The sequence below is a fragment of the Leifsonia xyli subsp. cynodontis DSM 46306 genome (genome assembly GCF_000470775.1).
Taxonomy (GTDB): domain Bacteria; phylum Actinomycetota; class Actinomycetes; order Actinomycetales; family Microbacteriaceae; genus Leifsonia; species Leifsonia cynodontis.
In genome coordinates this window covers 1482225-1506464 of sequence record NC_022438.1, presented here as the reverse complement: position 1 = coordinate 1506464, position 24240 = coordinate 1482225, and the positions used below count along the sequence as shown (strand labels likewise).

Sequence of the window (24240 nt, the reverse complement as noted above, 5' to 3'; positions counted from 1 at the left end):
ACTGGAAAGCGAGCCGGCCCCGCTCCTGCTGGTGAGGAGCGGGGCCGGCTGGCGCTGGGCGGTGTCCGCCTGATGCGGGCGACTAGAGTCCGAGGCTTCCCTCGAAGTCGGCGCCCTCGAGACGGTTTTTCACCGCGACGAGGAAGCGGGCCGCGTCCGCACCGTCGACGATGCGGTGGTCGTACGAGAGGGCGAGATAGACCGTGGAGCGGATCGCGATCGAGTCCGTGCCGTCTGCCGAGACCACCGCCGGCTTCTTGGTGACGATCCCGGTCCCCAGGATCGCGACCTGCGGGAGGAAGACGACCGGAGTGTCGAACAGCGCGCCGCGCGAACCCGTATTGGTCAGCGTGAACGTGCCACCGGCCAGTTCGTCCGGCTTGAGGCGGTTGTCGCGGGTGCGCTCGGCGAGGTCCGAGATTTCCTTGGCGAGGCCGGCGAGATCCAGCTCAGAGGCGTTGCGGACGACCGGAGTGAGGAGACCCCGCTCGGTGTCCACGGCGATCGACATGTTCTCCTGGTCCGGATACACGATGTTGTCACCGTCCACCGTCGCATTGATGACCGGGTAGGTCTTCAGCGCCTCGGCCGCGGCCAGAGCGAAGAACGGCAGGAAGGAGAGCTTGACTCCGGTCTTGGCGAGGAAGTCGGACTTGACGCGGTCGCGCAGTGCAGCGACCTTGGTCACGTCGACCTCGACCACCGAGGTGAGTTGAGCGGTCGACTGCATCGACACGACGGCGCGCTCGGCGACGACCTTGCGCAGGCGCGACATCGGCTGGGTGGTTCCGCGCAGCGGCGACACCTCCGCGGCGGGTGACGGAGCGGCCGCCGCCAGGCCCGCTGCGGCGGGAGTGGCAGCTGAGAGGATGTCTTCCTTGCGGATACGCCCGCCGACACCGGTTCCGGTGACCACGGACAAGTCGACGCCTTGCTCGTTCGCGAGCTTGCGGACGATCGGCGTGACGTAGCCGGCGTTGCCGGTGTGCGCGCCGCCCGGCGCCGGGGCGGCCGCGGCCGTCGGCGCGGCCTGCTGCGCGGGCGCGGCGGCGGGTGCTGGTGCCGGTGTGGCTGTCGGCGCCGGAGCGAACGCCGGTGCGGCTTGCTCCGTGGGAGCGGCGACCGGTGCCGGTGCGGCGGCGGCGAGAGCCGGGTCGGCCTGTAGCGCGGGAGCCGGGGCGGCCTCCGGCGTGGGTGCGGGCACGGCCGGAGCAGCGGTGTTCTCCTGCGCGGCGGGAGCGGAGAAGGCGGGTGCGGCTTCAACGGCCGGGACTGTCTCAGCGGCCGGCGCCGCCGGGGGCTCTCCCGCTCCGGAGCCGTCGCCGATGGTGACCAGAGCGGTGCCCACCTCGACGGTCTCGTCCTCCTGCACCAGGATCGCTTCGATGACGCCGGAGACGGGGGAGGGGATCTCGGTGTCGACCTTGTCGGTCGAGACCTCGAGTAGGGGCTCGTCCACGTCGACATGGTCGCCGACGTTCTTCAGCCAGCGGATGACCGTGCCTTCCGTGACGCTTTCGCCCAGCGCCGGGAGGCTGACGGATTCGCTCATGAGCTTTTCTCCTTCAAAACCTGAGTGTTGAGTAGTTTATTGCAGCCGCACCCTCGTCCGGTTGGGGAGACGGGGCCGGCGGATGGATTAGAGGGTGTGGAGCGGCTTGCCCGAGAGGTACAGGAACGCTTCGCCGAGCGATTCGTTCTGAGTGGGGTGTGCGTGGATCAACGGGGCGATGTCCTCGGGGTAGGCCTCCCAGTTGACCGCGAGCTGGGCTTCTCCGATGAGCTCGCCGACACGCGCTCCGATCATGTGGACGCCGACCACGGGGCCGTCGTTCACGCGGACGACCTTGACGCTGCCGTTCGTGCCGATGATCTCGCTCTTCGCATTGCCGGCGAGGCTGTAATCGTAGCTGGTGACCCGGTCTGCGCCGTACTGCTCGACCGCCTTGATCTCGGTGAGCCCGATGGAGGCGACCTCGGGGTCGCAGTAGGTGACCTTCGGGATGTTGACGTCAGGGATGACGACGGGGTTCAGGCCCGCGATCTCCTCGGTCACGAAGATGCCCTGCTGGAAGCCGCGGTGCGCGAGCTGGAGGCCGGGGACGATGTCTCCGACGGCGTAGACGCCCGGGGCGCTGGTCCGCAGGCGCTCATCGGTGACGACGAAGCCGCGGTCGAGGGCGATGCCGGCTTCCTCGAAGCCGAGGCCCTGTGTGAGCGGGCCGCGGCCGACGGCGACGAGAAGCAGCTCCGCCTCGACGGTGCTGCCGTCCTCGAGCGAGACCACGACGCCGTTCTCGTGCTGGCTGACGCCCGCGAAGCGGACGCCCAGGCGGTAGTCGATCCCGCGGCGGCGGAACGCGCGTTCCAGCGATTTGCTGATCGACTCGTCCTCGTTGGGCACCAGGTGGGGGAGGGCCTCGATCACGGTCACATCGGCGCCGAAGGACTTCCAGACGCTCGCGAACTCGACGCCGATGACGCCGCCGCCGAGCACAGCGACCTTCTGGGGGACGAAGTCCAGCTCGAGGGCCTGCTCGCTGGTGATCACACGGCCGCCGATCTCGAGGCCGGGGAGGCTGCGCGAGAACGACCCGGTGGCCAGGATGACGTTCTTGCCGACGATCGTGTCCTCGCCGACCTGCACGGCGGTCGGGGAGACCAGCCGGCCTTCGCCCTCGATGACCGTGATGCCGCGGGCCTTGACCAGTCCCTGCAAGCCCTTGTATTTCTTCGTGACGATGCCCTGGCGGTACTCGGTGACACCGTTGATGTCGACGCCCTGCATCTGCGTCACGATGCCGTATTTCCCCGCCTCCCGGGAGTAGTCGGCGACCTCGGCTGCGTGGAGCAGCGCTTTCGTCGGAACGCAGCCGCGGTGCAGGCAGGTGCCGCCGACCTTGTCCTTCTCGATCATGCCGACGGTGAAACCGAGTTCGACCGCACGCAGCGCCGCTGCGTAGCCTCCACTCCCACCGCCGAGCACCACAATGTCAAAGTTCTGCTCAGACACCCAGCTACTCCCTCGCGCATCAGGATTCGTGACACGATCCTGCCAGGAGGGGTGACTCGTGACAGGCGTTGCATTGGCAGGATTTTCCTGCGTCTACGACCCTACTACCTCCCGGAAATGTCCTCGGCCAATCGGATGAGCGCGCGCACGCTCACCGCGGACGGGCCTTTGCCGGTGAAACCGTACGGAGCGCTCGGACCCTTCGCCGGCCCGGCGATGTCGAGGTGGGCCCACGGGATGCGCGGAGAGTCCTCGTCATCGCCGCTGCGGCCGATGAACTCCTGGAGGAAGACGCCCGCGAGCAGCATCCCGCCCGCGGTGTTCCCGGGGTTGGCATTCGCGATGTCGGCGACATCGGAGGCGATCGTGGCGCGCAGCTCGCCCGCGAGCGGCATCGGCCACAGGAGCTCGCCGGACGCCTTCGCTGCGGCGATGACGTCAGCGACGAGGTCGTCGGAGCCCATGACGGCGGCATAGCGCGTGCCGAGCGCGACCAGCGCGGCGCCGGTGAGGGTGGCGACGTCCACGATGGCGTCCGGGCGCTCTTCGCTGGCGGCGACCAGGCCGTCGGCGAGCACGAGCCGGCCTTCGGCATCGGTGTTCAGGACCTCGACCGTCTGGCCTCCGCGGATGCGCAGCACGTCGTTCGGGCGGATGGCGGTTCCCGACGGCATGTTCTCGGCGAGGCACAGCCACGCGGTCACGCGCACGGGGAGGCGCAACGTCGCGGCGGCCAGCGCCGCGGCGAGGACGGTGGCCGCGCCGGTCATGTCGTACTTCATGCCGACCATGCCCGAGGCCGGTTTCAGGGAGAGACCGCCCGAATCGAAGGTGATCCCTTTGCCGACGAGGGCGAGGTGCCGGGTCGCGCTGTCGGGGGAGTACACGACTTTGACCAGTCGCGGCGGGCGGGCCGAGCCCTGGCCCACGCCCAGGATGCCGCCGAAGCCGTCCGCGGCGAGCCTGGTCTCGTCCCACACCTCCACCGATACGGGCAGGTCCGCCGCGAGCGCTTCGACACGGTCGGCGAAGGTGGCGGGGTAGAGGTCGAGGGGCGGGGCGTTCACGAGATCCTTGACCAGCGCGGCGGCTTCCGCGACGGTGGCGGCCCGGGCGATCAGCGCCTCCCCTTCGGCGCTGCGCCCGACCACCTGGATCTCCGCGACTGGTTCCTTGACGCCGGCCTTGGTCTTCTCCCGGTACTCCGTGTAGGCGTAGGCGCCGAGCGCGGCGCCCTCCAGGGTCGCCCCGAGCTGCGCGTCGGTCTCCGTCGGGAGCGCCAGCGCGACGCGCTGGACGCCCGCCAGCTGCCGGACCGCGGTTCCGGCGGCGTAGCGGAACGCGTCCTCGTCCCGTTCGTCCGGCAGCCCCACGACCGCGAGCGCGGGACCGCCCCCGGCGCCGGGCAGCCGGACCAGCTCGTCTTTGCCGCCGGAGAATCCGACGGCCGCGAGCTCCGCCGCCAGGCCGTCGCGCGCGCCGGCGGAGAGAACGGTCACCCCGTCGCTGTCCGAGCGGGCGCCGAGCACGAGGACATCGGTGGAGGCGGGGGTGGACGGAGCGGAGGCGCTGAGCGAGAGCGAGGGAGGGGTCATGCCATGACACTAGCCCGTCAGCTGCGGGCGGTGTTCGCTGTGGGCGTGCTGGGACAGCGCTGTGTGCAGCGCCCGTGCTGACGGCGCGCTTTAGAGTTGAGGCATGCGAGACCCTAGCGAACTGTTCGAGCTCACCTCCGCCCTCGAGGTGCCGGACGGGCTGCCCCTGGTGGCCGGCCTCACCGGCTTCGCGGACGCCGGCTCAGGCGTGAGCCAGCTCGGCACATATCTGCTCGGCACTTTGGACAGCGAGGTCGACGCGGACATCCTGCTCGACTATCGGGCCCGCCGTCCGATCATCTACTTCGATCAGGACCACCTGGACGGCTACCAGCCCTCGACGCTCAGACTGTACCTCGTCTACGATGAGCTGCACCAGCCGTTTCTGCTGCTTTCTGGTTTCGAGCCGGACTTCCGCTGGGAGGCGTTCACGGAGGCCATTCTCGGTCTGATGGAGCGGTTCCGTGTGAAGAGCGTCACCTGGGTGCATGCCATCCCGATGCCGGTCCCGCACACGCGTCCGATCGGTGTGACGGTCAGCGGCAACCGCGCTGAGCTGATCGAGGCGATGTCGATCTGGAAACCGCAGACTCAGGTGCCGGCGAACGCTCTGCACCTCCTGGAGTTCCGGCTGCAAAAGCTCTCCTATCCGATCGCCGGGTTCGTGCTCCTCATTCCGCACTATCTGGCCGACGCCGAGTACCCGGCCGCCGTGATCGCGGGGCTGGAGAGCATCAGCGTCGCGACCGGGCTCATCTTCCCGACCGATCGACTGCGCGAAGACGACCGCCAGTTCGTCACGAACATCGACGAGCAGGTCGCGGGGAACGCCGAGCTCGGCCGGCTCGTCGGCACACTGGAGAACCGGCACGACAGCTATATGGAGGACAACCAGCCACGCTCGCCGCTGACCGACCGCGACGGCGAACTGCCGAGCGCGGACGAGATCGCCGCCGAGCTGGAGAACTTCCTCGCCTTCCGCCGGCGCGGCGACGAGGACAATTCGCGCGGCGACCGTTAGCCCGGGCGGCCACGTCCCCGGGCATTATGATCGTCGGGTGAATTCCCGTCGTTCCTGGCTCATCTTCGGGGTCGGTGTCTTCGCGTATCTGATCGCGGTGACGCAGCGTACGAGCATCGGCGTCGCCGGTGTCTCCGCCACCGAGCGTTTCCACGTCTCCGCGGCGGTGCTCTCCACGCTCGCTGTCGTGCAGCTCATCGTCTACGCGGGGATGCAGATCCCCGTCGGCGTGCTCATCGACCGTGTGGGGTCCCGCTGGCTCATGCTGGCCGGAACGGCTCTGATGGTCGCAGGCCAGGTCACGGTCGCTCTCGCTCCGTCGATCGCTGTCGCGATACTGGGACGCATCCTGGTGGGGGCGGGCGACGCCACCGTCTTCACCTCTCTCATACGGCTGGTCACGTCGTGGTTCCGGGGTCGGATCGTGCCTCAGCTCTCGCAGTGGAGCGGGAATATCGGCCAGCTGGGGCAGGTGCTCTCGGCCATCCCGTTCGCGCTGCTGCTGCACCAGTCGGGGTGGACGACGGCGTTCCTGTCCGCGGCTTCCCTTTCCCTGATCGCGCTCATCGGCATTCTGGTCGCGATCGCGGACCGGCCGGTCGGGTCCAGCGAGGGGCCGCGCCCGGCGAGCTGGGCGGACTCGCTCCGTCAGCTCCGAATCAGCCTCGCGCGCCCGGGGACGCAGCTGGGATTCTGGTCGCACTTCGCGACCCAGTCGCCCGGCACCGTGTTCAGCCTGATGTGGGGCCTGCCGTTCATGGTGTTCGCCCTCGGCATCGACCGGGCCGAGGCGTCCGGGCTCCTGATCGTCCCGGTCGTCGCCGGCCTGATCGCCGGTCCGCTGCTCGGCCTGCTCACGGCACGGTTCCCGCTGCGGCGCAGCAACCTCGTGCTCGGGATCGTCGCGATGACAGCGATGGTGTGGGGCGTGTTCCTGCTGTGGCCGGGTGTGCCGCCCACCTGGATGCTCCTCCTCGTGCTGATCGCGCTCGGCATCGGTGGGCCGGGGTCGCTGATCGGCTTCGACTTCGCGCGGACCTCCAATCCGCTGCGCAGCCTCGGCTCGGCGAACGGCATCGTCAATGTGGGCGGGTTCCTCGCGAGTTTCGTGATGATGTTCCTGATCGGGCTGGTCCTGGACGCCCAGAACCACACGCGCACGCAGGCCGGGCTCTACGCCCTCGACTCGTTCCGGTGGGCCTTCGCCGTCCAGTATCTGATCGTCGGTGTCGGCGTGGGGTTTCTGCTGCACGCTCGCCGCCGCACCCGGCGGCGGCTGCAGGAGGACGAGGGAATAGAAGTGGGGCCGCTGTGGGTTGCTCTGGTGAATGTGTGGCGGCGGAGGGGCGGCCGCAATGTTGAGCGGGAAACGACCAGGTCCGGTGGTCAAGGGCTTGCAGAGAACGTGCAATAATTGGTTACTGGACCCGTTCACGTTCTGTGGGCTGGAGCACTCGATGGTGCCCGGCATGAAGCCTCAAAACTTGACATGGGTCTTAGTAATGTCCGCGCGCGACCTCAGCCAGCCGTGACCGGCGCACCATCGGTCCTCCGCTCGGTATGAAAGGTGTTCACATGGCAACCCGTGCAGCTACGAAGGCTGAGGGGGACGTGGTCGAAGAGACCTCCGCCTCCACAGCGACCAAGCCCGTCGCCAAGAAACCCGCCGTCAAGAAACCTGCCGCCAAGAAGGCGGCGAAGAAGACAGCGGCCAAGCCCAAGGGCAGCGCCGGCGACGAGGACGCCGCGGTCGACATCGACGAGGACGAGCCCACGGACACCGAGACGGACGACGCGGTCGAGGGCAATGACGCCGGGGAAGCGGAGGACGACGTCGAGGAGGCGGACGATGACGCCCCCTCGGGCGCTGCCGGGGAGGCCGCAGCCGTGAAGGCCGCGGCCGATGCGCCGCTGCCGACCGATGCGCTGGTGCTGCGCGCGGTCGACGAAGACGACGACATCCCCGTCTACTCGACCACGATCACCGGCGCGACCGCCGACCCGGTCAAGGACTACCTCAAGCAGATCGGCAAGGTCCCGCTGCTCAACGCGGCGGAGGAGGTCGAACTCGCCATGCGCATCGAGGCCGGCCTCTTCGCCGAGGACAGACTGGCGAACACGCCCAACATGCCTCGCGAGCTCGAGCGCGAGCTGAGGTGGGTCGCCCGCGACGGCCAGCGCGCGAAGAGCCACCTGCTCGGCGCCAACCTGCGTCTCGTGGTCTCGCTGGCCAAGCGCTACACCGGGCGCGGGATGCAGTTCCTGGACCTGATCCAGGAGGGCAACCTCGGTCTGATCCGCGCCGTCGAGAAATTCGACTACACCAAGGGATTCAAGTTCTCCACCTACGCGACCTGGTGGATCCGTCAGGCCATCACACGCGCGATGGCGGATCAGGCCCGCACCATCCGCATCCCGGTGCATATGGTCGAGGTCATCAACAAGCTCGCTCGCGTGCAGCGCCAGATGCTGCAGGACCTGGGCCGCGAGCCCACCCCCGAGGAGCTGTCGAAGGAGCTCGACATGACCCCGGAGAAGGTCATCGAGGTTCAGAAGTACGGTCGCGAGCCGATCTCGCTGCACACCCCGCTCGGCGAGGACGGCGACAGCGAGTTCGGCGACCTGATCGAGGACACCGAGGCGGTCGTCCCCGCGGATGCCGTGGGTTTCACCATGCTGCAGAAGCAGCTGGAGAGCCTGCTCGACTCCCTCTCCGAACGCGAGGCGGGCGTGATCCGCATGCGCTTCGGTCTGGGCGACGGCATGCCGAAGACGCTCGACCAGATCGGCGACACCTTCGGCGTGACGCGCGAGCGCATCCGCCAAATCGAGTCGAAGACGATGGCGAAGCTGCGCCACCCGTCCCGCTCGCAGTCGCTGCGCGACTACCTCGAGTAAACCGGTGCGCTATCGTGTGGCGGTCATCGCTGGCCGCCTCGCCCGCTGGCTGCTGCGTCTGCGGGGAGGTGGCTCCGCGGTGCCGGGGCGGGTCGCCCTCGCGATCGCGCCTGCCTTCCTGGAACGCGCCGTCAGCCGGCTGCCGCTCGGCGTCGTGTTCGTGTCGGGGTCGAACGGCAAGTCGACCACCACGAACATGCTCGCCGCCATCCTGCGCGAGCACGGCCTGAGCGTCTTCACGAACCCGTCCGGCGGTAATCTGCCGCAGGGGATCGCCTCCTCGCTCCTCGCGGACGTTCCGCTCGACGGCTTTGTGCGCGGCGATGTCGGCGTGATCGAGGTGGACGAGGCGTACGGAGTGGACCTCGCGACCGTTCTGAAGCCGCGCGGCTCGCTGCTCCTCAATGTGCAGATCGACCAGCTGAACCGGTTCTTCGAGCCGACGCGGGTGATCGGGATGCTGCGAACCATCGCCGACCGTTCCCGCGAGTTCGTCGTCGTGAACGCCGACGACGACAGCCTGGCCCGGGTCGGCGCCGAGCTCAGGGCCGCCGGCCGGGACGTGTCCACTTTCGCCGTCGCCCCCGCGATCATCGAGTCTTCGCCCAACGGCCTCGCGAACGTCGAAGACCTCTCCGTCGCCCCCGTCGCCCCGCTCCCCGTTCCAAGCGTGTTCGTCAGCGAACTGGAGCAGCAGAGCGCCCAGCTGACGATCGGCGGCGAATCCGTGCGGATCGGGCTGCCCGCGCGCGGCCTCCACTATGCGGTGGACGCGGCCGCCGCGACCGCGATGGCGCGGCGTCTCCTCGGCGCGGAGTTCAGCCCCGCCGCAGTCGTCGCTGCGATGGGCGCGCTGCGCACGGTCTATGGTCGCGGCGAGACGCTGCGGGTCGGCGACGAGGACATCGAGATCATCATGATGAAGAACCCGCCGAGTCTCCAGCTGAATCTCGACTATCTCAGCGAGACCCCCGAACAGGTGTTCGTCGCCGTCGACGAGGGCACGCCCGATCCGTCCTGGGTCTATGACATCGACCTCTCCAAGCTGCGGCACGTCGACATCGTCTCCGGCACGAAAGCGTGGCAGTTCGCCACGAGGTTCGCCTACGCGGGCATCGAGGTCGCCCAGGTGATCCCGGAGCCGAAGCCGGCCTTGCAGGCGTTCCTGGCGCTCCCGAAACCGGCCCGCGGCGCCAAGACCATGATCGTCAACTACGAGCAGATGATGCTGATCCGCAAGCAGCTCGGCTTCCTGGACCTGGAGGGCGGCGACAAATGAGCCTCCTGCGCATCCTGCACTTGTACCCGCGCGAGCTCGGCATCAACGGCGACGCGGGCAATGTACACGCCCTCCTCGAACGTGCCCGGTGGCGCGGCGTCGAGGCCGAGGCCGTGGGCCACTCCGCTGGCGGCGAGCTGCCGGCGAGTGTGGACCTCATCCACATCGGCTCGGGACCGCTGTCGTCGCAGCGCGCCGTCCACGACGATGTGCTGCGCATCGCACCGCGGCTGCGGCAGTGGCGGGATGCCGGGGTCCCCATCCTGGCGATCGCCGGCGGCTGGCAGCTGCTCGGCCGCGAGCTGGTCACCCCGGACGGTGAGACGCTCGGCGGCGCGGAGGTCTTCCCGACCCGGGCCGTGCTCGGCGCGAAGCGGTATGTGTCGGAGGCGGTCGTGCGCACGGCCGATGGCACGGCACTGGCCGGTTTCGAGAACCACTCGGCGGTGACGACTCTGGAGGGCGGCGAGCCGCTCGGCCGGATCGTCGGCGGCGACGGCAACGGCGACGGCACCGAGGGGATCGTGCTCGGCGCGGCGATCGGCACGCATCTGCACGGCCCCGCCCTGCCGATGAACCCGGCGCTGGCGGACCGGATGCTGGCGAGGGCCCTGCGCGCCGAACTCCCCCCGGTCCCGCAGACCGAGCGCGTCGACCGCTACGCCGCCAACGCGCGCCGGGCGATCGCGGACCGGCTGGGCGCGACGCTCTAGGTGTGTTTCTCAGGGACGTTGGTCAATCTGCTGATGGGTGGCTGGCTGCCGATGGCGGTGTGGGGCCTGTGGTGATTGTAGGAGTGCAGCCAGGCCGGGAGTGCGTTGCGGCGGGCTGATTCGGAGTTGTAGTGCCGGGCGTATGCCCAGCCGTCGGCGAGGGTGCGGTGGAAGCGTTCGATCTTGCCGTTCGTCTGCGGATGGTAGGGCCGGGTGCGTTTCGGTTGGATGCTGAGCTCGGCGCAAGCGTCGCGCCAGGCGTATGAGCGGTATGCGGAGCCGTTGTCGGAGAGCACCTGTTCGACGGTGACGCCACGGCTGGCGAACCAGCCGACCGCTCGACGCAGAACAGCGATTGCAGTGGCGGCGGTTTCGTCGTCGTGGATCTCGGCGTAAGCGACACGGGAGTGATCGTCGATGACGGTATGAACGAACGCTGTGCCGGTGATCATGTCGCCGGTGATCCCGTGTTTCCCGGTCCGCTTCGCGGTGATGGCCTTGTTCCGCTCTCCCTGGAGACGTCCGACGTAGCGCCAGCCGCCACCGTCGGGGATGTTGCCGAGTTTCTTGATGTCGACGTGGATCATCGATCCGGGATGCTCGTGCTCGTAGCGGCGGGCGGGTTCGCCGGTGCGGACGTCGACGTGGCTGGGCCGATTGATCCGGCACCGGGAGAGGACCGTGTGAACGGTCGAGGCGGGCATGCCGAGCTGGGCGCCGATACCGACTGGTCCCAGCCGCTTCTTCCACCGCAGATGCACGACCTTGCGGACCAGTCTTCGCGGGGTCTTGTTCGGGCTGTGATGCGGCCGTGACGAACGGTCCAGCATTCCCGCCTCGCCCATCTCCACGTAACGACGAGCCCATCGGTCCGCGGTGCGTCAGGACACTCGGAAGTAGGTCGCCGCCGCAGCAACGGACCAGCCGTCGTCGACGACTTGGCGGGCCAGGCGGAGGCATTCGCGAGGAGTCAAAGCAGCATTAGCGTGGGTCACGAGGACCTCCTAAGTCATCGAGTGCAGGGAAACTAGACAGCCCCACTCTCGACCGGGAGGTCCTCACCCATCTATCGCGTCACACCTCAACCAACGTCCCTGAGCAGCACAACCTAGCGGAGCCGTCTTCAACGTCTGAGGGCGCCGGTAGGGGGTGGTCATGAGGAAGGAAACCCGTGTCCGGTGGTATCCCAATCGTTTGGCCTCCTCGTCGATATCGGTGGGGTCGATTCTGCGCTCGTCGCATTTGTTGCTGTCATGCTGTTGTTGGCCTTCGGCGCCGGCGCCATCATGTTCGTCCCTCACACACAACCAAACTTGATCGTCATCGCGCTACTTGCGCTCCTATCCGTTCCTTTCGCTGTGGTGATGATTCTGACGACGCCACCTCTAATCGTTGCTCGCTCCTGGGACGAGCCCATGTGGCTACGAACGGTCGCCGTCTTCGCCTTCTGCGCCGCCATTTTTGAGGGGTCCGTCGCCGCGGTGCTCCTCGTATCCAGTGCGTCGCTCGTAACGGCACTCCCGATTCTGCTAGCGGCGGGCGCACTGATCCTCAACGCACTCCTGCTCGCCAACAGGGACTCGTACCAACGTGCAGCCGCTTTGGAAAGCAGGCTTAGCACCGCGATAATCGCTGTCCGAACACCTCAGACAGAAGCGGAACAGTACGCAGCGCTCTTTCATTTGTGCGCCACCATACGACGTCTGGAAAAGGGCGGACGATTCGTCCCCACACCACGCCCGCTGTCCGAGCCCCTCCGGGCGGTCCTGCTCTACGCTATCCAACACGCAGCCCCCATCGGACGCGACCTGCTCGCCCCCGCACAAGAACGACAACTTCAACAGAGACTCAAACCCGAAATCGCCGCGGCAAGCCTGCCAGCGCTGCTCGAGCGACTACACAGCCAACTCCTCGACGGACAATCACCACGGAGCGAGACAGAAACGAAACGTGCCCTACGATCACGCCGTATCGTACTCTGAGCTCCGTTTTCTCAAGCCTCCCCTTTATCTGCGACGCCTCGGTCGTTTCCGGGCTGCGTGGGGTTATGGGGTCGCTGCGACCACGGCGCGGGAACAAGCTGCATTGGAGGTCCGTTCCGGCTGGTCGGGCCCGGGACGCCACTTCCATCAGGCCAAGTCCCTGTAGTCGCAGTATCCGGGTGGCGCTGTGGTTGCGATGTCGATCATTCTTTCTTCTCTAAGTTGTTCTGGTTTGTGGCTTCGAGGCGTCCGAGTGGGGTGCCGGAGAGGTGGTCGGGGGAGAGGGGGTTTTCGCGAGTGCGGTAGAGATAAGGCTGAATGTGATCCCATTGAGCCTGTTGCACACGAACTGAAATATGATGACTTGTCGGTCTTTTTGGGTGACTTATCAAGTGACTTAGAACTGACTAGATGGGCGACTTTTTGGTATGCTGGTGCTATGACGGATCTGGCAATGCGCCCCCTGGGGCGGGCGGCGCACAAGGCGTCGGTGGAGTCGGCGTCGCCGGCGATCGTCGCGCGCCTGCAGGAGGTGCTCGGACGCGACCTCGTGGCGATCATCACCGGCAAGACGCCGCGGCAGGTGTCTCGGTGGATCTCCGGTGACGCCAAGCCGCCGCTGGATGAGCAGCGCCTGCTGCGCGACACTTTCCAGGTCGTCGAGCTCCTGGCGGAGGTCGATCCCGATGAGGTCGTGCGGGCGTGGTTCATCGGGATGAATCCGCAGTTGGAGGACGCGGCACCGGCTGAGGTCATCGCCGAGGGACGTGTCCGCGACGTCATCGCCGCCGCGCGCGCGTTCGTCAATGCCGGCTGAGCTCGCCCTCTTGACCGCGCCGTCTCCACTCTGGCGAGTCGAACGGATCGACCCGGCCCTCCGCTTCTCTCAGCTCAACCCGGTCGACGTCATGAACGAGCGTGCCGGGAACTGGTTCGACATCCCCGGCGCCGGCGTCCTCTACGGGGCGACCACCCCGGAGGGTGGCTTCGCTGAGACGCTCGCTGGCTTCCGGCCGAAGGCCTCGATGATCGGCGCGTTCTCGCAGATCGAGACCGACCGAGTGGGGCCTGGCGAGGTGCCCGCTTCCTGGTTGACCACCCGCCGACTGCGGGAGTTCGAGGTCACCGGGTCGCTCCCGTTCGTGGATCTCGAGGCGACCGCCACGCACACCTACCTCACCCGCGAGGCCGCGTCGGTGCTGCGTCATCAGGAGCTCGAGAACCTCGACGTCGCTGACGTCCGCGGGCCCAGTCGTCTCCTGACGCGCGGGATCGCCAGCTGGCTCTACTCGCGCACCGACGAGCACGGTCAACCGCTCTGCGCAGGTATCCGCTATGTGTCACGGCTCGGAGACTTCGAGTGCTGGGCGATCTTCGACGGCACGCCCGTCGAACTCCGCGCGACCCACGATCTCCAGATCACGGACCGGGCTCTTCGTGCGGTTCTCGACCTGTTCGGCATGGCGATCTGCTGACTACTGAGCTCCGGTCCATGCCTCCACCGCAAGCGCTGAGCCGTCTGCGGCCGCGAGCTCCTTCACGTTCGGCGGATGAGCCCAGTCGCACTTCAGATCAGCTCCGCCAGGCCGAGGGACGGCGAGCAGGGCACCAGTGCTTGGCAAAGTAAGGCAACAGAGCAGTTCGAAGCCGAGACGAGTGTCGAACAGGGGCAGGCCATTATCTCGTCGCGCGACCGCTCTACCGGACAGTATTTTTAGGGTGCAGTCCCCTACGATAAAGCGCTGTGGAGGTGCCGTGACTTGCTCACGGCCCGACACTTCCACAGCGCTTAGGTTAAAGGCTTTACCAATCGGACTTGGCGACCCTTATTTAGGCTGGCCTTCCCAGATGGGTTTGCTCCTGTTGATGAAATCCCAGTGCGAGTCACGATCAGAGAGTGGGGCGATGTCGGTCTGTTCGTTCCGAGGTCTCTTGTCGCTCCGAGGGTCGGAGCAACGCGCCCGATTGGTCGGGGTGATCGACAATGCTCTTACGCTTTTCGCGACCTTGAAGACGACAGTGACACCGCCGGGGGACGCTACACACATCGGCATTTGTGTGGGGCTAAGGAAATTAGTAGGACTCAACCCAGAAGGCTTGAGTCCCGGCTGGGACATTGGTCGCGACCACATTGCTGGTAGGACCGCTAGCACCCGGGTACAGGCTAACGCTCGGCAGTGACGCTGCTTCTGCAGATGGTGCAATTCCGGTCGCGCCGATGGCGAGGAGAGCAGCGCCAAGGGCAAGTGTTACGGTGGCAACTTGGTGCCGACGCCGGAATCGCGTCGCGACAGTACGTGGAGCCAACTCAGATGAGTGAAAAACAGACATAATTTTTTCCTTACTTTTGTGGTTTCGGGAGCGTCATAAGCTTCTCCCCCCGAGAGTGCCGGAATGGCGGGATGATGATCGCCGCCCGAACGGCTGGGAAGGATTGGCCACCCTGCACCCCGCATCTGCCGAGTTTTCCCATACCGTGACAGATCTGGTAAGCCCTAAGAGTTCAGCGTCCAGGCTGGACGTCCGATCGGTGCTGTTTGCACCCGCCAAGCCATGCACGTTACTCAAGTCGAAGAATTGGTTGCTGACTACTACCGGCGCATCCAACTCACACCAGCCACTCGCGACGCGCTCCGAACCATGCTCACTACCGAACTCGACCGGCTCACCGCCTCCGCATCAACCGAAGCGAACACAGTGACTGCCCGACGGGGCCGGCTCGTCGCCGAACAGGACCGCCTCATCGAAGCGCGCCTGGCCGACACGCTCACCCTCGACCAGTTCGCGAAGTTCGAAGACCGCCTCTGCGGCGAGCTCGAAACACTCGACACCCGCCTGGCCGAGCACCACAACGACTACGCCGAAGCACGCACCCACATCGACGCCTGCCTCACACTCGCCACCGACATCGCCGACATCTACACCAACGCCGACCCACAAACCCGCCGACTCGCGAACCAAGCATTCTTCACCAAAATCCTCATTGGCGAGAACGGCGAGACCGGCTCAGTGACCGCCAAACCCTTCAGCCTCTACTTCGACCAGCGAGCACAACAAGAGGCCATCAAAAGGGCAGACGCTCCAACCGCCGACCCATTCATTTGGTCGCAGGTTCGAACATCGAACATTGGGTGCCCCCGGCAGGAATCGAACCTGCGACCAAGAGATTAGAAGGCTCCTGCTCTATCCGCTGAGCTACGGGGGCGCGTGGTCCACGATACCGTAGCCGCACCGCACGCCTGGCTGGTCGCTACAGCGTCGGGCCGGCTTTGCCCGCCCGGGTCACGATCGTCACCACCGGCATCCGTCCGCTCCGTCGCAGCCGCAGCCGCAGGTTCGTCCCCCGCGCGATCAGCAGCCCCACCACGATCGCGGCTGCCGTGGGCACGAGGCCCGAGACCGCCATCGCGCTGTGCGGTCCGAGCGCTTCCACGACCCACCCCATCAGCGGCCCGCCGAGAGCCTGCCCGCCGAGCAAGACGAGGATGTAGACGGAGATCGCCCGCCCGCGGATCTGGACGTTCGACGACATCTGCACCAGCGAGTTCGCCGCCGTGATGAACAGCAGGTTCCCCACGCCGATGCCCACCAGCAGGACGCTGAACGCGACCTCGTCCGGAGCGAAGCCCGCGAGTGTCTGCACGATGCCGAGCGTCGCCGCTGTGCCGATGACCGTCGACAGTCGCACCGAGGTCCGGCGGGTGGAGGAGAGCGCGCCGGCCAGCGCGCCGGCCGCGACAAGGGCGTTGAAGATCCCGTAGCCCTGGGCTCCTGCGTCGAAGACCTCGTTCGCGTACGCCGCGAGGAACACCGGCATGTTGAACGCGAAGACCGCGAGCACCGCGACCATGACGACGGTCCAGAAGATCACGGGCTTGCGCCGCACGTAGCGGATGCCTTCCGCCAGCTGGCCCTTTCCGCGGGGCGCGGCGGGGGAGTGGTGCAACTCGCCCTTCCTCAGGGCGAGCAGCGCAGCTACGACCGCGAGGCAGGCGACCGCGTTGATCGCGAACGACCAGCCGCCGCCGACCGCGGCGATCATGAGGCCGGCCAGCGCCGGGCCGATCAGCCCGCCGAGCTGGAAGATCGAGGAGTTGAGACTGATCGCGTTGCGCAGGTGGCGCGGGCCGACGAGTTCGTTGACGAACACCTGCCGGGCCGGGTTGTCGACCACGGTCACGAGCCCGAGTGCGAAAGAGATGAGGTACACATGACAGACCTCGACCGTGCCGCTGAGGGTCAGGACGGCGAGGAGCGCCGCGAGCGCCGCCGAGGCGGACTGCGTGATGATGAGGAGCCGCTGCTTCGAATGCCGGTCGGCGATCACGCCGCCCCAGAGCCCGAACAGAAGCATCGGGGCGAACTGCATGAAGACCGTGACACCGACGGCCGCGACGCTCCCGGAGAGCTGGAGGACGAGCCAGTCCATCGCGATCCGCTGCATCCACGCCGCTGTGTTGGCGACCAGATTGCCAGCGGTGAATCTCCGGTAGTTGGGGATCCGCAGCGAGACGAACGTCTCGCGCCACGGCGGGCGAGCGCTGAGGATGAGCATGGGGCCGGTGGGCGGGGCCGCTGCTGCGGTGGAGTTCGTCACGAGCTGTCTTTCCTGCGTTCCTGGTTCCGTATGGACGTGCGTCGAGTTCTGTCTTCCAACCTAGAGAATCCGCGGTATTGTTTCAGAGAATTCAACCTATAACTCCCATTGATTTTCCGAATGGATGGTGAGATGTTCGATCCGGTCCTCCTCCGCACATTCCTGGCCGTCGCCGATCTGCGCAGCTTCACGCGTGCGGCGGGCCGGCTGGGGATCAGCCAGCCCACGGTCAGTCAGCATGTCCGCCGTCTGGAAGAAGCGGCCAAACGGCAGCTCGTCGCGCGGGACACGCGCGAGGTCCGGCTGACGGACAACGGGGATGCGATGGCAGGTTTCGCCCGCACTATCTTGACCGCGCACGCCGAGGCCGATCGCTATTTCAGCGGTTCGGCGATGCGCGGCCGGTTGCGGTTCGGCGCCGCCGACGATCTGGCGATCACGACGCTGCCTCGCATCCTTCGCCATTTCCGGCAGCAGAACCCGCAGGTCAACCTGGAGCTGACCGTGGACCAGTCCGGTCCGCTGCACCGCCGTCTGAAAGCTGGCCAGCTCGACCTCATCTTCATCAAGCAGAACCCCGGCACGACCGAGGGAACCGTCGTCGCGACGGACGAGCTGGTGTGGATGGGGCAGGAGAAGACCGGGCTGGAACCCGGGCAGCCGGTGCCCTTGATCGTCTACCAGGGGCCGAGCCTCAGCCGTCAGATCACCATCGACGCGCTGGAGTCGGCCGGGCGCACCTGGCGGATCACCTGCAACACGCGTGAGGTGAACGGTGTGCTCGCGGCCGTGCGCGCAGGTCTGGGAGTGGCGGTTTTCCCTCGCTCGCTGATCCCGACCGACCTCATCAAAGTCACCAACCGCTTCGAGCTCCCGGAACTCGGCCACGTCGACTTCACGCTGCTGTCGAATCCCTCCGCCGCGCGTGAGCCGGTGGATGCCCTCACCACCGCCATCCTCGCCCGCGCCGTCACCCGCGTCCCCTGACCGCGCCCCGGGTGCCAGCGAGAGGCTACTCTGTCCCCATGCGTGATCTCCAGGCCAGAATCATCGACGAGCTGAACGTCAGCGCGACCATCGACCCCGCCGCCGAAGTGGCCGAGCGGGTGGACTTCCTCGTCCGGTACCTCAAAGCGGCCGGGGCCTCCGGCTTCGTGCTCGGCGTCAGCGGCGGACAGGATTCGTCGCTGGCCGGGCGGCTTTGCCAACTGGCCGTCGAGCGGCTGGCTGAGGAGGGCGTGGCGGCGGAGTTCATCGCCGTCCGGCTGCCCTATGCCGTGCAGCACGACGAGGACGACGCGCAGCTCGCCCTCGGCTTCATCCGCCCCCAGCGCACGGTCACCGTCAACATCCAGCGGGGCGTCGAGGGCGTCGAGAACGAGTACCGGGATGCGGTGGGCGACGATATGACCGACTTCACCAAGGGCAATGTGAAAGCCCGCGTCCGCATGGTCGCCCAGTACGCCATCGCCGGTGAGCGCCGTCTGCTCGTCGTCGGAACTGACCACGCCGCCGAGGCCGTCACCGGTTTCTACACGAAGTACGGTGACGGTGGAGCGGACCTGCTCCCCCTGAGCGGACTCAGCAAGCGTCAGGGCCGCGCCCTGTTGCAGCACCTCGGCGCTCCGGCGCGCCTCTCCGAGAAGGCTCCGACCGCGGATCTCCTCGATGAGAGCCCCGGTCAGACGGACGAGGCCAATCTGGGCCTGCGCTACAGCGACATCGACGACTTCCTCGAAGGAAAGGATGTCGCCGAGCAGGTCGCTATCGCGATCGAGACCCGGTATCTCGCGACCGAGCACAAGCGCCGCGTCCCGGCGAGCATGTTCGACGACTGGTGGACCGGCGGCGGCTTCGGCCGATGAGCGTAGCGCCCGGCCATGGCTTATGCCGCGGGCTGGTCCCGTCGCGGCGTCGGCGCGGTGTCGCCGGCTGTCGCCGCCGTGAACGGGGCGGCCGCGGCGCTCGCGTACTGATCGTGGTGCTGCTGGGCGACCCAGGCGTCCTGTTTGGCCATGAGCGACTGCTCGGTCTCGACCGTCTCGAAACGCCAGCGTTCGAGGTCGCTCTGGAAAATCTTGCGCGCACGGCGCGGTTTGTTCTGCCACTCGATGAGCCGGTCGCGGAATTCGGCGACCGCCGGGTCGAGCTGGTAGCCGAACGTGGCCGAGGCCCGCTTCATCTCGGCCAGCTGGTGGGCGGACCAGTTCGCGGTGACGCTCGCGCCTTTCAGCGGGAGCAGACGCACCAGGATGTCCGCCTGGCCGACGGCGCGGTCGGAGAGCACTTGCTCGCCCGGCGTCAGCGAATTCCACACCGACGCTTCGGTGGCCGCGTCGATCAGCGCTGCGATGGCGCTCGCCTTCTGCTGGCGGTCGGTCTGGCGGAGGAGCCCTTTGAGAGCGCTGCGGCCGATCCACGCGGCCAGCAGCCCGGAGACGGTCAGTGTGATCCCGAGGACCGCGGCAGAGAAGATCGCCGGCCGAGCGGCCGGGGAGAGGAGCCAAGCGACGAAGTCATTCCACCAGTGCATGCCGCGATGCTAACTGCGCCGTGGGCGTCCGTCCGGCAGTTCGCCCGCTGTGTCGCGCATCCATTCTCGATTTGCGGAAGACGCGCCGAGGCTGAAATATTGAGGTCTACCCGCTAGTCGGGTGAGCATGACCGTCGTCCGCAGGCAGGAGCCGCTGTGACTTTCCTCGCCCGTCGCCCCGATGTGACCATCGCCATCCCGATGTACCGTGCCGGTCATTACCTCGAACAGTGTTTGCGCAGCATCGCCGTCCAGACCTCGGGCACCCTGGGGATAGAGGTCCTCTGCGTGGACGACGGCTCTCCCGACGACACCGTCGAGATCGCAACGTGCCTGATGGCGGAGTTCGGACTCCGCGGCGAGGTCTGGAGTCACCCGCACACCGGCACCCCCGCGGCCGCGCGCAACGAAGGTCTCGACGCCGCCAGCGGCCATTACCTCTACTTCGTCGATGTGGACGACTATCTCGGCCCGGACGCGATCCGCTCGATGCTCTCCCTGGGCCGCCGGGGACGCGCGGACATCGTCGCTGGCAAATACGTCGGCGTTGGACGGGGCGCGCCGCAGCACATGTTCCGGAAGACTCTCGCGCGCACGGACCTCACGCGGACCTCCGTCCTCGACTCGATGAGCGTCCTGAAGATGTACCGCACCGGCTACGCCCGCTCGCTCGGCTATCGCTTCAATCCGGACCTCGTCATGGCCGAGGACCATCCGTTCGCGATGGCGGCGTATGTGCGGACGGATCGCATCGCGATCCAGGCTTCGACCGACTGCTACTACTGGGTGCGTCACACCTCGCCGTATGGCGCCGCTCAGCATCTGACCGGCCACGTGCATCCGGTGGATTCCTTCTACGCGTACTTCTCCGAGGTCTTCGATGTGCTGCGCGACACGCCTCCGGCGAGTCGGTCCCGGGCGCGATACGCCCACCGGAAGTACTGGAATCGCCTGTTTTCGTTCGACATCCCGACCGAGATGCGGCGCAAACGGGATGCCGCCGGTCGGCGCGCGTCGATCGCCAAGGCCCGATCGATCATGCAAGAGCACGGTGGCGAGGAGACCGAGGGGCTCTCCGCGAAAGCCCTGACGATGCAGGCAGCGCTGCAGCGGGGGGACGTGGCGGCGGTGGAGCTGGCGGCCCGGGCGGATTGATCCGTTCCGGGGGCCGCCCCGTCACGCGATGCGTTCCTCGTGACCGGTCGCCTCTGCGTCGTCCCCAGCTGAGCCGGACCCGCGTCTTCTCCACAGACCTCCGCTCGCTCCCGCGCGGGGGTGTCGTCTCGAGCCAGTCTGGAGTCAGCGCCCGCACCGAGCGGCTGCCGGAGGAGGAAACGCAATGACTGACAACCTGGCCGTCCGTGGACTCGTCGCGACGGAGCCGAGACACCTGACGACGGAAGGCGGCATCCCGATCACGAGTTTCCGGCTCGTGATCACGCGCCGGCGCTTCAATCGCAAGACATCCTCCTGGGAAGACGGCGAGAGCAACTGGTTCACGGTGTCGGCGTTCCGCCGGCTTGCGGTGAGCGCGGCTGAGTGCGTGGCGAAAGGCGATCCGGTGGTCGTCTCCGGGAGGCTCAGCATCCGCGAGTGGATGGGCGAGAAGCGCGGCGTGACGGCGGAGATCGAGGCGGACGCGATCGGGCACGATCTGGCCTGGGGGAGGAGCATGTTCTCGCGGACCGTGATGGAGGTCTCCCTGGAGGGTGGGAGGCCGGAGGGCGCCTCTCGGCCTTCGAAGGGCATTCCCGTCGATTCCCCAGGTGTCGGCCCTTAGAATGCGAGATATGACGCGCCCGACCGCCCTCACCCGGACCGCCGTCGTTTCGGCTGCGCTCGCTCTGGGACTCTCTGTGCTCCTCGCTGGCTGCACCCCGCAGCCGGCTTCCCCTCCGTCCGCTTCCCCGACGGGATCGGCGGGCCAAGGCGTCACCCCCGCGCCGAGCGCCGCGCCCACGCTTGTCCCCGGTGGTACAGCGCAGCAGAACCTGCCGTTCTTCGACCACGTCAACCAGGCGACCCTGGCGGCGAATCCGGAGGCGAAAGGGCGCGATTTCATCGACGCGCTTGTCGCCGCCGGTTTCGCCAAGGCGGACATGCAGGTCACCGTGGACACGACGACGATCGGCCTCAAGGCGAACTCCATCCAGTTCTCCGTCAAGCTGGGCGACTCGTGCCTGATCGGACAGAACGGAGCCGATGCCGGCGGGTACAACAGCACGGTGGCGGCGCCTATCCCACCGACCGGGACCTGTCTGGTCGGGCAGACTCGCGCGATCGACTGGTAGGCGCGATCGCCGGGTGAGCGCGATCCGCCCGGGCGCGGGGTCGGCCGGGGTCCGAGCGTACCCGGTATCCTCGTACAGGGCTGAGACACGAATCCGTTCGTGCCCAGGAACAGGAGTTGAGGAAGAAGAGTGGCCGAATACATTTACTCGATGGTGCGCGCGCGCAAGGCGGTCGGCGACAAGGTGATCCTCGACGATGTGACGATGGCCTTCTTGCCCGGGGCCAAGATCGGCGTCGTCGGGCCGAACGGCGCCGGTAAGTCCACGATCCTGAAGATCATGGCCGGGCTCGACACACCCTCCAACGGCGAAGCGAAGCTCACACCGGGCTACTCGGTCGGCATCCTCATGCAGGAGCCGGAACTGGACGAGAACAAGACGGTCCTGGAGAACGTTCAGGAGGGCGTCGGCGAGATCAAGGGCAAGATCGACCGCTTCAACGAGATCTCGGGGCTGCTGGCGGACCCCGACGCCGACTTCGATACACTGCTGGCCGAGATGGGCACGCTGCAGGAGCAGATCGACGCCGCCGATGTGTGGGACCTCGACTCCCAGCTCGAGCAGGCGATGGATGCGCTGCGCTGCCCGCCGGGGGACTGGCCGGTGAACACCCTCTCCGGCGGTGAGAAGCGCCGTGTCGCACTCTGCAAGCTCCTCCTGCAGAAGCCCGACCTCCTGCTTCTGGACGAGCCGACCAACCACCTGGATGCGGAGAGCGTCCTGTGGCTGGAGCAGCACCTGGCGAAGTATCACGGCGCCGTTCTCGCCGTGACCCACGACCGGTACTTCCTCGACCATGTGGCCGAGTGGATCGCCGAGGTCGACCGCGGTCACCTGTACCCGTACGAGGGCAACTACTCAACCTACCTCGAGAAGAAGCGCGAGCGGCTCGAAGTCCAGGGCAAGAAGGACGCGAAGCTCGCCAAGCGGCTCTCCGAAGAGCTCGACTGGGTCCGCAGCAACGCGAAGGGCCGCCAGGCGAAGTCGAAGGCGCGTCTGGCCCGCTACGAGGAGATGGCGGCGGAGGCCGAGCGCACCCGCAAGCTCGACTTCGAGGAGATCCAGATCCCGCCGGGCCCGCGCCTGGGCCAGATCGTGATCGATGCGAAGAACCTCGAGAAGGGCTTCGGCGAGCGCAAGCTCATCGACGGCCTGACCTTCACCCTCCCGCGCAACGGCATCGTCGGCGTGATCGGCCCGAACGGCGTCGGCAAGACCACGCTGTTCAAGACGATCGTGGGGCTGGAGCCGCTCGACAGCGGCGACCTCAAAATCGGCGAGACCGTGCAGATCTCCTATGTCGACCAGAGCCGCGGCGGCATCGATCCGAACAAGAACGTCTGGGAGGTCGTCTCCGACGGCCTCGACTACATCCAGGTCGGCAAGACCGAGGTGCCCTCGCGCGCCTACGTCTCCACCTTCGGGTTCAAGGGGCCGGACCAGCAGAAGAAATCCGGCGTCCTCTCCGGCGGTGAGCGCAACCGCCTCAACCTGGCGCTGACGCTCAAGCAGGGCGGAAACCTCCTGCTGCTCGACGAGCCGACGAACGATCTGGATGTCGAGACGCTGTCGAGCTTGGAGAACGCACTTCTCGAGTTCCCCGGCTGCGCGGTGGTCATCACCCACGACCGGTGGTTCCTCGACCGGATCGCGACGCACATCCTCGCCTACGAAGGCACCGAGGAGAGCCCGGCCGACTGGTATTGGTTCGAGGGGAACTTCGATGCATACGAGGAGAACAAGATCCAGCGCCTCGGCCCGGACGCGGCCAAGCCCCACCGCTCCGCGTACCGCAAGCTCACCCGCGACTGAGGTGACCGGTATGCGACTGCACGTTCCGATCAAACTCCGCTGGAGCGACCTCGACGCGTACGGTCATGTCAACAACGCCGAGATGCTGCGCCTCCTCGAGGAGGCGCAGCATCGAGGCGTTCTGGCTGACCGAAGACCAGACCGGCAGCGGCGAGGCCGTCGGCGGATCGACCGCCATCCTCGACGGCCGACCGGGGGCGGACACCCTCACGCTGATCGCACGGCAGGAGATCGAGTACCTCGCGCCCCTCCCGTACCTGCGTCAGCCGCTGGACGTCCAGCTCTGGCTCGGCCGTCTGGGCGGTGCGAGCCTCGATGTTTGCTATGAGGTCTGGTCGCCGGAGGGTGCGCAGCCGCGGACGCTGTTCTCGCGTGCCGTGACCACGATCGTGCTGGTGGACACGGCCAGCCAGCGCCCACGGCGGATCGATGACCGCGAGCGCGCGGTGTGGACGCCCTATTTGGGCGAGCCCGTCGCGTTCGCCAAGCGCGGCTGACCGGCTCGC

Annotated in this window: 20 protein-coding genes, 1 tRNA gene and 2 pseudogenes; 15 read left to right on the top strand and 8 right to left on the bottom strand. The window is 67.2% G+C overall.

The window, feature by feature from the left end; translation table 11 throughout:
* Positions 1-82: 82 nt before the first annotated feature.
* From sucB to O159_RS07140, 3 genes are all read right to left on the bottom strand, one after another.
* Positions 83-1552 (bottom strand): 2-oxoglutarate dehydrogenase, E2 component, dihydrolipoamide succinyltransferase, encoded by a 1470-nt coding sequence (gene sucB, locus O159_RS07150; protein WP_021755088.1) that lies wholly within the window; start codon positions 1550-1552, stop codon positions 83-85.
* A gap of 87 nt (positions 1553-1639) precedes the next feature.
* Complete coding sequence (gene lpdA / locus O159_RS07145) at positions 1640-3013, bottom strand: dihydrolipoyl dehydrogenase (RefSeq protein WP_043993620.1); 1374 nt, start codon at positions 3011-3013, stop codon at positions 1640-1642.
* A 104-nt stretch (positions 3014-3117) separates the two neighbouring features.
* Positions 3118-4608 carry a leucyl aminopeptidase gene (locus O159_RS07140; protein ID WP_021755086.1) on the bottom strand — a complete coding sequence of 497 codons (1491 nt, stop codon included), beginning with the start codon at positions 4606-4608 and terminating at the stop codon, positions 3118-3120.
* Between the two features lie 103 nt (positions 4609-4711).
* Between O159_RS07140 and O159_RS07135 the strand changes: the two genes are divergently transcribed.
* The 5 genes from O159_RS07135 to O159_RS07115 all read left to right on the top strand — a co-directional run bounded on the left by O159_RS07135 (position 4712) and on the right by O159_RS07115 (position 10519).
* Positions 4712-5629, top strand: coding sequence for a proteasome assembly chaperone family protein (locus O159_RS07135; protein WP_021755085.1), 918 nt, complete (start codon positions 4712-4714; stop codon positions 5627-5629).
* 37 nt (positions 5630-5666) lie between these two features.
* A complete protein-coding gene (locus O159_RS07130) occupies positions 5667-7043 on the top strand; it encodes an MFS transporter (RefSeq protein ID WP_021755084.1) in 1377 nt (458 codons plus the stop codon).
* 146 nt (positions 7044-7189) lie between these two features.
* Positions 7190-8527, top strand: coding sequence for an RNA polymerase sigma factor (locus O159_RS07125; protein ID WP_043993618.1), 1338 nt, complete (start codon positions 7190-7192; stop codon positions 8525-8527).
* A 4-nt stretch (positions 8528-8531) separates the two neighbouring features.
* Entirely contained in the window at positions 8532-9806 is a 1275-nt protein-coding gene (locus O159_RS07120) for a MurT ligase domain-containing protein (protein WP_021755082.1), read from the top strand.
* Positions 9803-10519 carry a type 1 glutamine amidotransferase gene (locus tag O159_RS07115; RefSeq protein ID WP_021755081.1) on the top strand — a complete coding sequence of 239 codons (717 nt, stop codon included), beginning with the start codon at positions 9803-9805 and terminating at the stop codon, positions 10517-10519. The genes O159_RS07120 and O159_RS07115 overlap by 4 nt, the downstream gene beginning before the upstream one ends.
* Here O159_RS07115 and O159_RS07110 read toward each other — a convergent pair.
* Positions 10516-11514: pseudogene (locus O159_RS07110) on the bottom strand (IS481 family transposase). The gene O159_RS07115 and the pseudogene O159_RS07110 overlap by 4 nt on opposite strands.
* A gap of 183 nt (positions 11515-11697) precedes the next feature.
* On the opposite strand from O159_RS07110, the gene O159_RS07105 reads away from it, so the two are divergent.
* The 3 genes from O159_RS07105 to O159_RS07095 all read left to right on the top strand — a co-directional run bounded on the left by O159_RS07105 (position 11698) and on the right by O159_RS07095 (position 13976).
* A complete protein-coding gene (locus O159_RS07105) occupies positions 11698-12501 on the top strand; it encodes a hypothetical protein (protein ID WP_021755080.1) in 804 nt (267 codons plus the stop codon).
* A gap of 439 nt (positions 12502-12940) precedes the next feature.
* Positions 12941-13318, top strand: a complete 378-nt coding sequence (locus O159_RS07100; protein WP_043993615.1) for a hypothetical protein — start codon at positions 12941-12943, stop codon at positions 13316-13318.
* Complete coding sequence (locus O159_RS07095) at positions 13308-13976, top strand: RES family NAD+ phosphorylase (RefSeq protein WP_021755078.1); 669 nt, start codon at positions 13308-13310, stop codon at positions 13974-13976. The genes O159_RS07100 and O159_RS07095 overlap by 11 nt, the downstream gene beginning before the upstream one ends.
* A 1204-nt stretch (positions 13977-15180) precedes the next feature.
* On the opposite strand, the gene O159_RS14495 is transcribed toward O159_RS07095, so the two are convergent.
* From O159_RS14495 to O159_RS07085, 3 genes are all read right to left on the bottom strand, one after another.
* Complete coding sequence (locus tag O159_RS14495; protein ID WP_144267585.1) at positions 15181-15462, bottom strand: hypothetical protein; 282 nt, start codon at positions 15460-15462, stop codon at positions 15181-15183.
* A 171-nt stretch (positions 15463-15633) separates the two neighbouring features.
* A tRNA-Arg gene (locus O159_RS07090) sits at positions 15634-15706 on the bottom strand.
* Between the two features lie 45 nt (positions 15707-15751).
* Positions 15752-17056, bottom strand: a complete 1305-nt coding sequence (locus O159_RS07085) for an MFS transporter (RefSeq protein ID WP_043993614.1) — start codon at positions 17054-17056, stop codon at positions 15752-15754.
* A 174-nt stretch (positions 17057-17230) separates the two neighbouring features.
* Here O159_RS07085 and O159_RS07080 point away from each other — a divergent pair, with 174 nt between their 5' ends.
* A complete protein-coding gene (locus tag O159_RS07080; protein ID WP_043993612.1) occupies positions 17231-18085 on the top strand; it encodes a LysR substrate-binding domain-containing protein in 855 nt (284 codons plus the stop codon).
* 38 nt (positions 18086-18123) lie between these two features.
* Positions 18124-18963, top strand: a complete 840-nt coding sequence (gene nadE, locus O159_RS07075) for an ammonia-dependent NAD(+) synthetase (RefSeq protein WP_021755074.1) — start codon at positions 18124-18126, stop codon at positions 18961-18963.
* Positions 18964-18983: 20 nt separating this feature from the next.
* Here nadE and O159_RS07070 read toward each other — a convergent pair whose 3' ends face one another.
* Positions 18984-19631, bottom strand: a complete 648-nt coding sequence (locus tag O159_RS07070) for a hypothetical protein (protein WP_021755073.1) — start codon at positions 19629-19631, stop codon at positions 18984-18986.
* 156 nt (positions 19632-19787) lie between these two features.
* Here O159_RS07070 and O159_RS07065 point away from each other — a divergent pair, with 156 nt between their 5' ends.
* The 5 genes and pseudogenes from O159_RS07065 to O159_RS07045 all read left to right on the top strand — a co-directional run bounded on the left by O159_RS07065 (position 19788) and on the right by O159_RS07045 (position 24231).
* Positions 19788-20786: a glycosyltransferase family 2 protein gene (locus O159_RS07065; RefSeq protein WP_021755072.1), complete on the top strand. Its 999-nt coding sequence runs from the start codon at positions 19788-19790 to the stop codon at positions 20784-20786.
* Between the two features lie 184 nt (positions 20787-20970).
* Complete coding sequence (locus tag O159_RS07060) at positions 20971-21411, top strand: single-stranded DNA-binding protein (RefSeq protein ID WP_021755071.1); 441 nt, start codon at positions 20971-20973, stop codon at positions 21409-21411.
* Between the two features lie 10 nt (positions 21412-21421).
* Entirely contained in the window at positions 21422-21922 is a 501-nt protein-coding gene (locus O159_RS07055) for a DUF6993 domain-containing protein (protein ID WP_021755070.1), read from the top strand.
* A gap of 129 nt (positions 21923-22051) precedes the next feature.
* On the top strand, positions 22052-23734 hold the full coding sequence (gene ettA, locus O159_RS07050; RefSeq protein ID WP_021755069.1) for an energy-dependent translational throttle protein EttA: 1683 nt from the start codon (positions 22052-22054) through the stop codon (positions 23732-23734).
* Between the two features lie 10 nt (positions 23735-23744).
* A pseudogene (locus O159_RS07045) lies at positions 23745-24231 on the top strand (acyl-CoA thioesterase).
* The last annotated feature ends 9 nt before the right edge of the window (positions 24232-24240 follow it).

What these genes read in the sequence shown, in the direction of transcription:
- nadE (WP_021755074.1), top strand. Translation starts at nt 18,124, where the DNA reads ATGCGTGATCTCCAGGCCAGAATCATCGACGAGCTGAACGTCAGCGCG.
- O159_RS07055 (WP_021755070.1), top strand. Translation starts at nt 21,422, where the DNA reads ATGACGCGCCCGACCGCCCTCACCCGGACCGCCGTCGTTTCGGCTGCG.
- O159_RS07115 (WP_021755081.1), top strand. Translation starts at nt 9,803, where the DNA reads ATGAGCCTCCTGCGCATCCTGCACTTGTACCCGCGCGAGCTCGGCATC.
- O159_RS07125 (WP_043993618.1), top strand. Translation starts at nt 7,190, where the DNA reads ATGAAAGGTGTTCACATGGCAACCCGTGCAGCTACGAAGGCTGAGGGG.
- sucB (WP_021755088.1), bottom strand. Translation starts at nt 1,552, where the DNA reads ATGAGCGAATCCGTCAGCCTCCCGGCGCTGGGCGAAAGCGTCACGGAA.
- O159_RS07140 (WP_021755086.1), bottom strand. Translation starts at nt 4,608, where the DNA reads ATGACCCCTCCCTCGCTCTCGCTCAGCGCCTCCGCTCCGTCCACCCCC.
- O159_RS07135 (WP_021755085.1), top strand. Translation starts at nt 4,712, where the DNA reads ATGCGAGACCCTAGCGAACTGTTCGAGCTCACCTCCGCCCTCGAGGTG.
- O159_RS07070 (WP_021755073.1), bottom strand. Translation starts at nt 19,631, where the DNA reads ATGCACTGGTGGAATGACTTCGTCGCTTGGCTCCTCTCCCCGGCCGCT.
- O159_RS07100 (WP_043993615.1), top strand. Translation starts at nt 12,941, where the DNA reads ATGACGGATCTGGCAATGCGCCCCCTGGGGCGGGCGGCGCACAAGGCG.
- O159_RS07080 (WP_043993612.1), top strand. Translation starts at nt 17,231, where the DNA reads ATGTTCGATCCGGTCCTCCTCCGCACATTCCTGGCCGTCGCCGATCTG.
- O159_RS07060 (WP_021755071.1), top strand. Translation starts at nt 20,971, where the DNA reads ATGACTGACAACCTGGCCGTCCGTGGACTCGTCGCGACGGAGCCGAGA.
- O159_RS07095 (WP_021755078.1), top strand. Translation starts at nt 13,308, where the DNA reads ATGCCGGCTGAGCTCGCCCTCTTGACCGCGCCGTCTCCACTCTGGCGA.
- O159_RS07085 (WP_043993614.1), bottom strand. Translation starts at nt 17,056, where the DNA reads ATGCTCATCCTCAGCGCTCGCCCGCCGTGGCGCGAGACGTTCGTCTCG.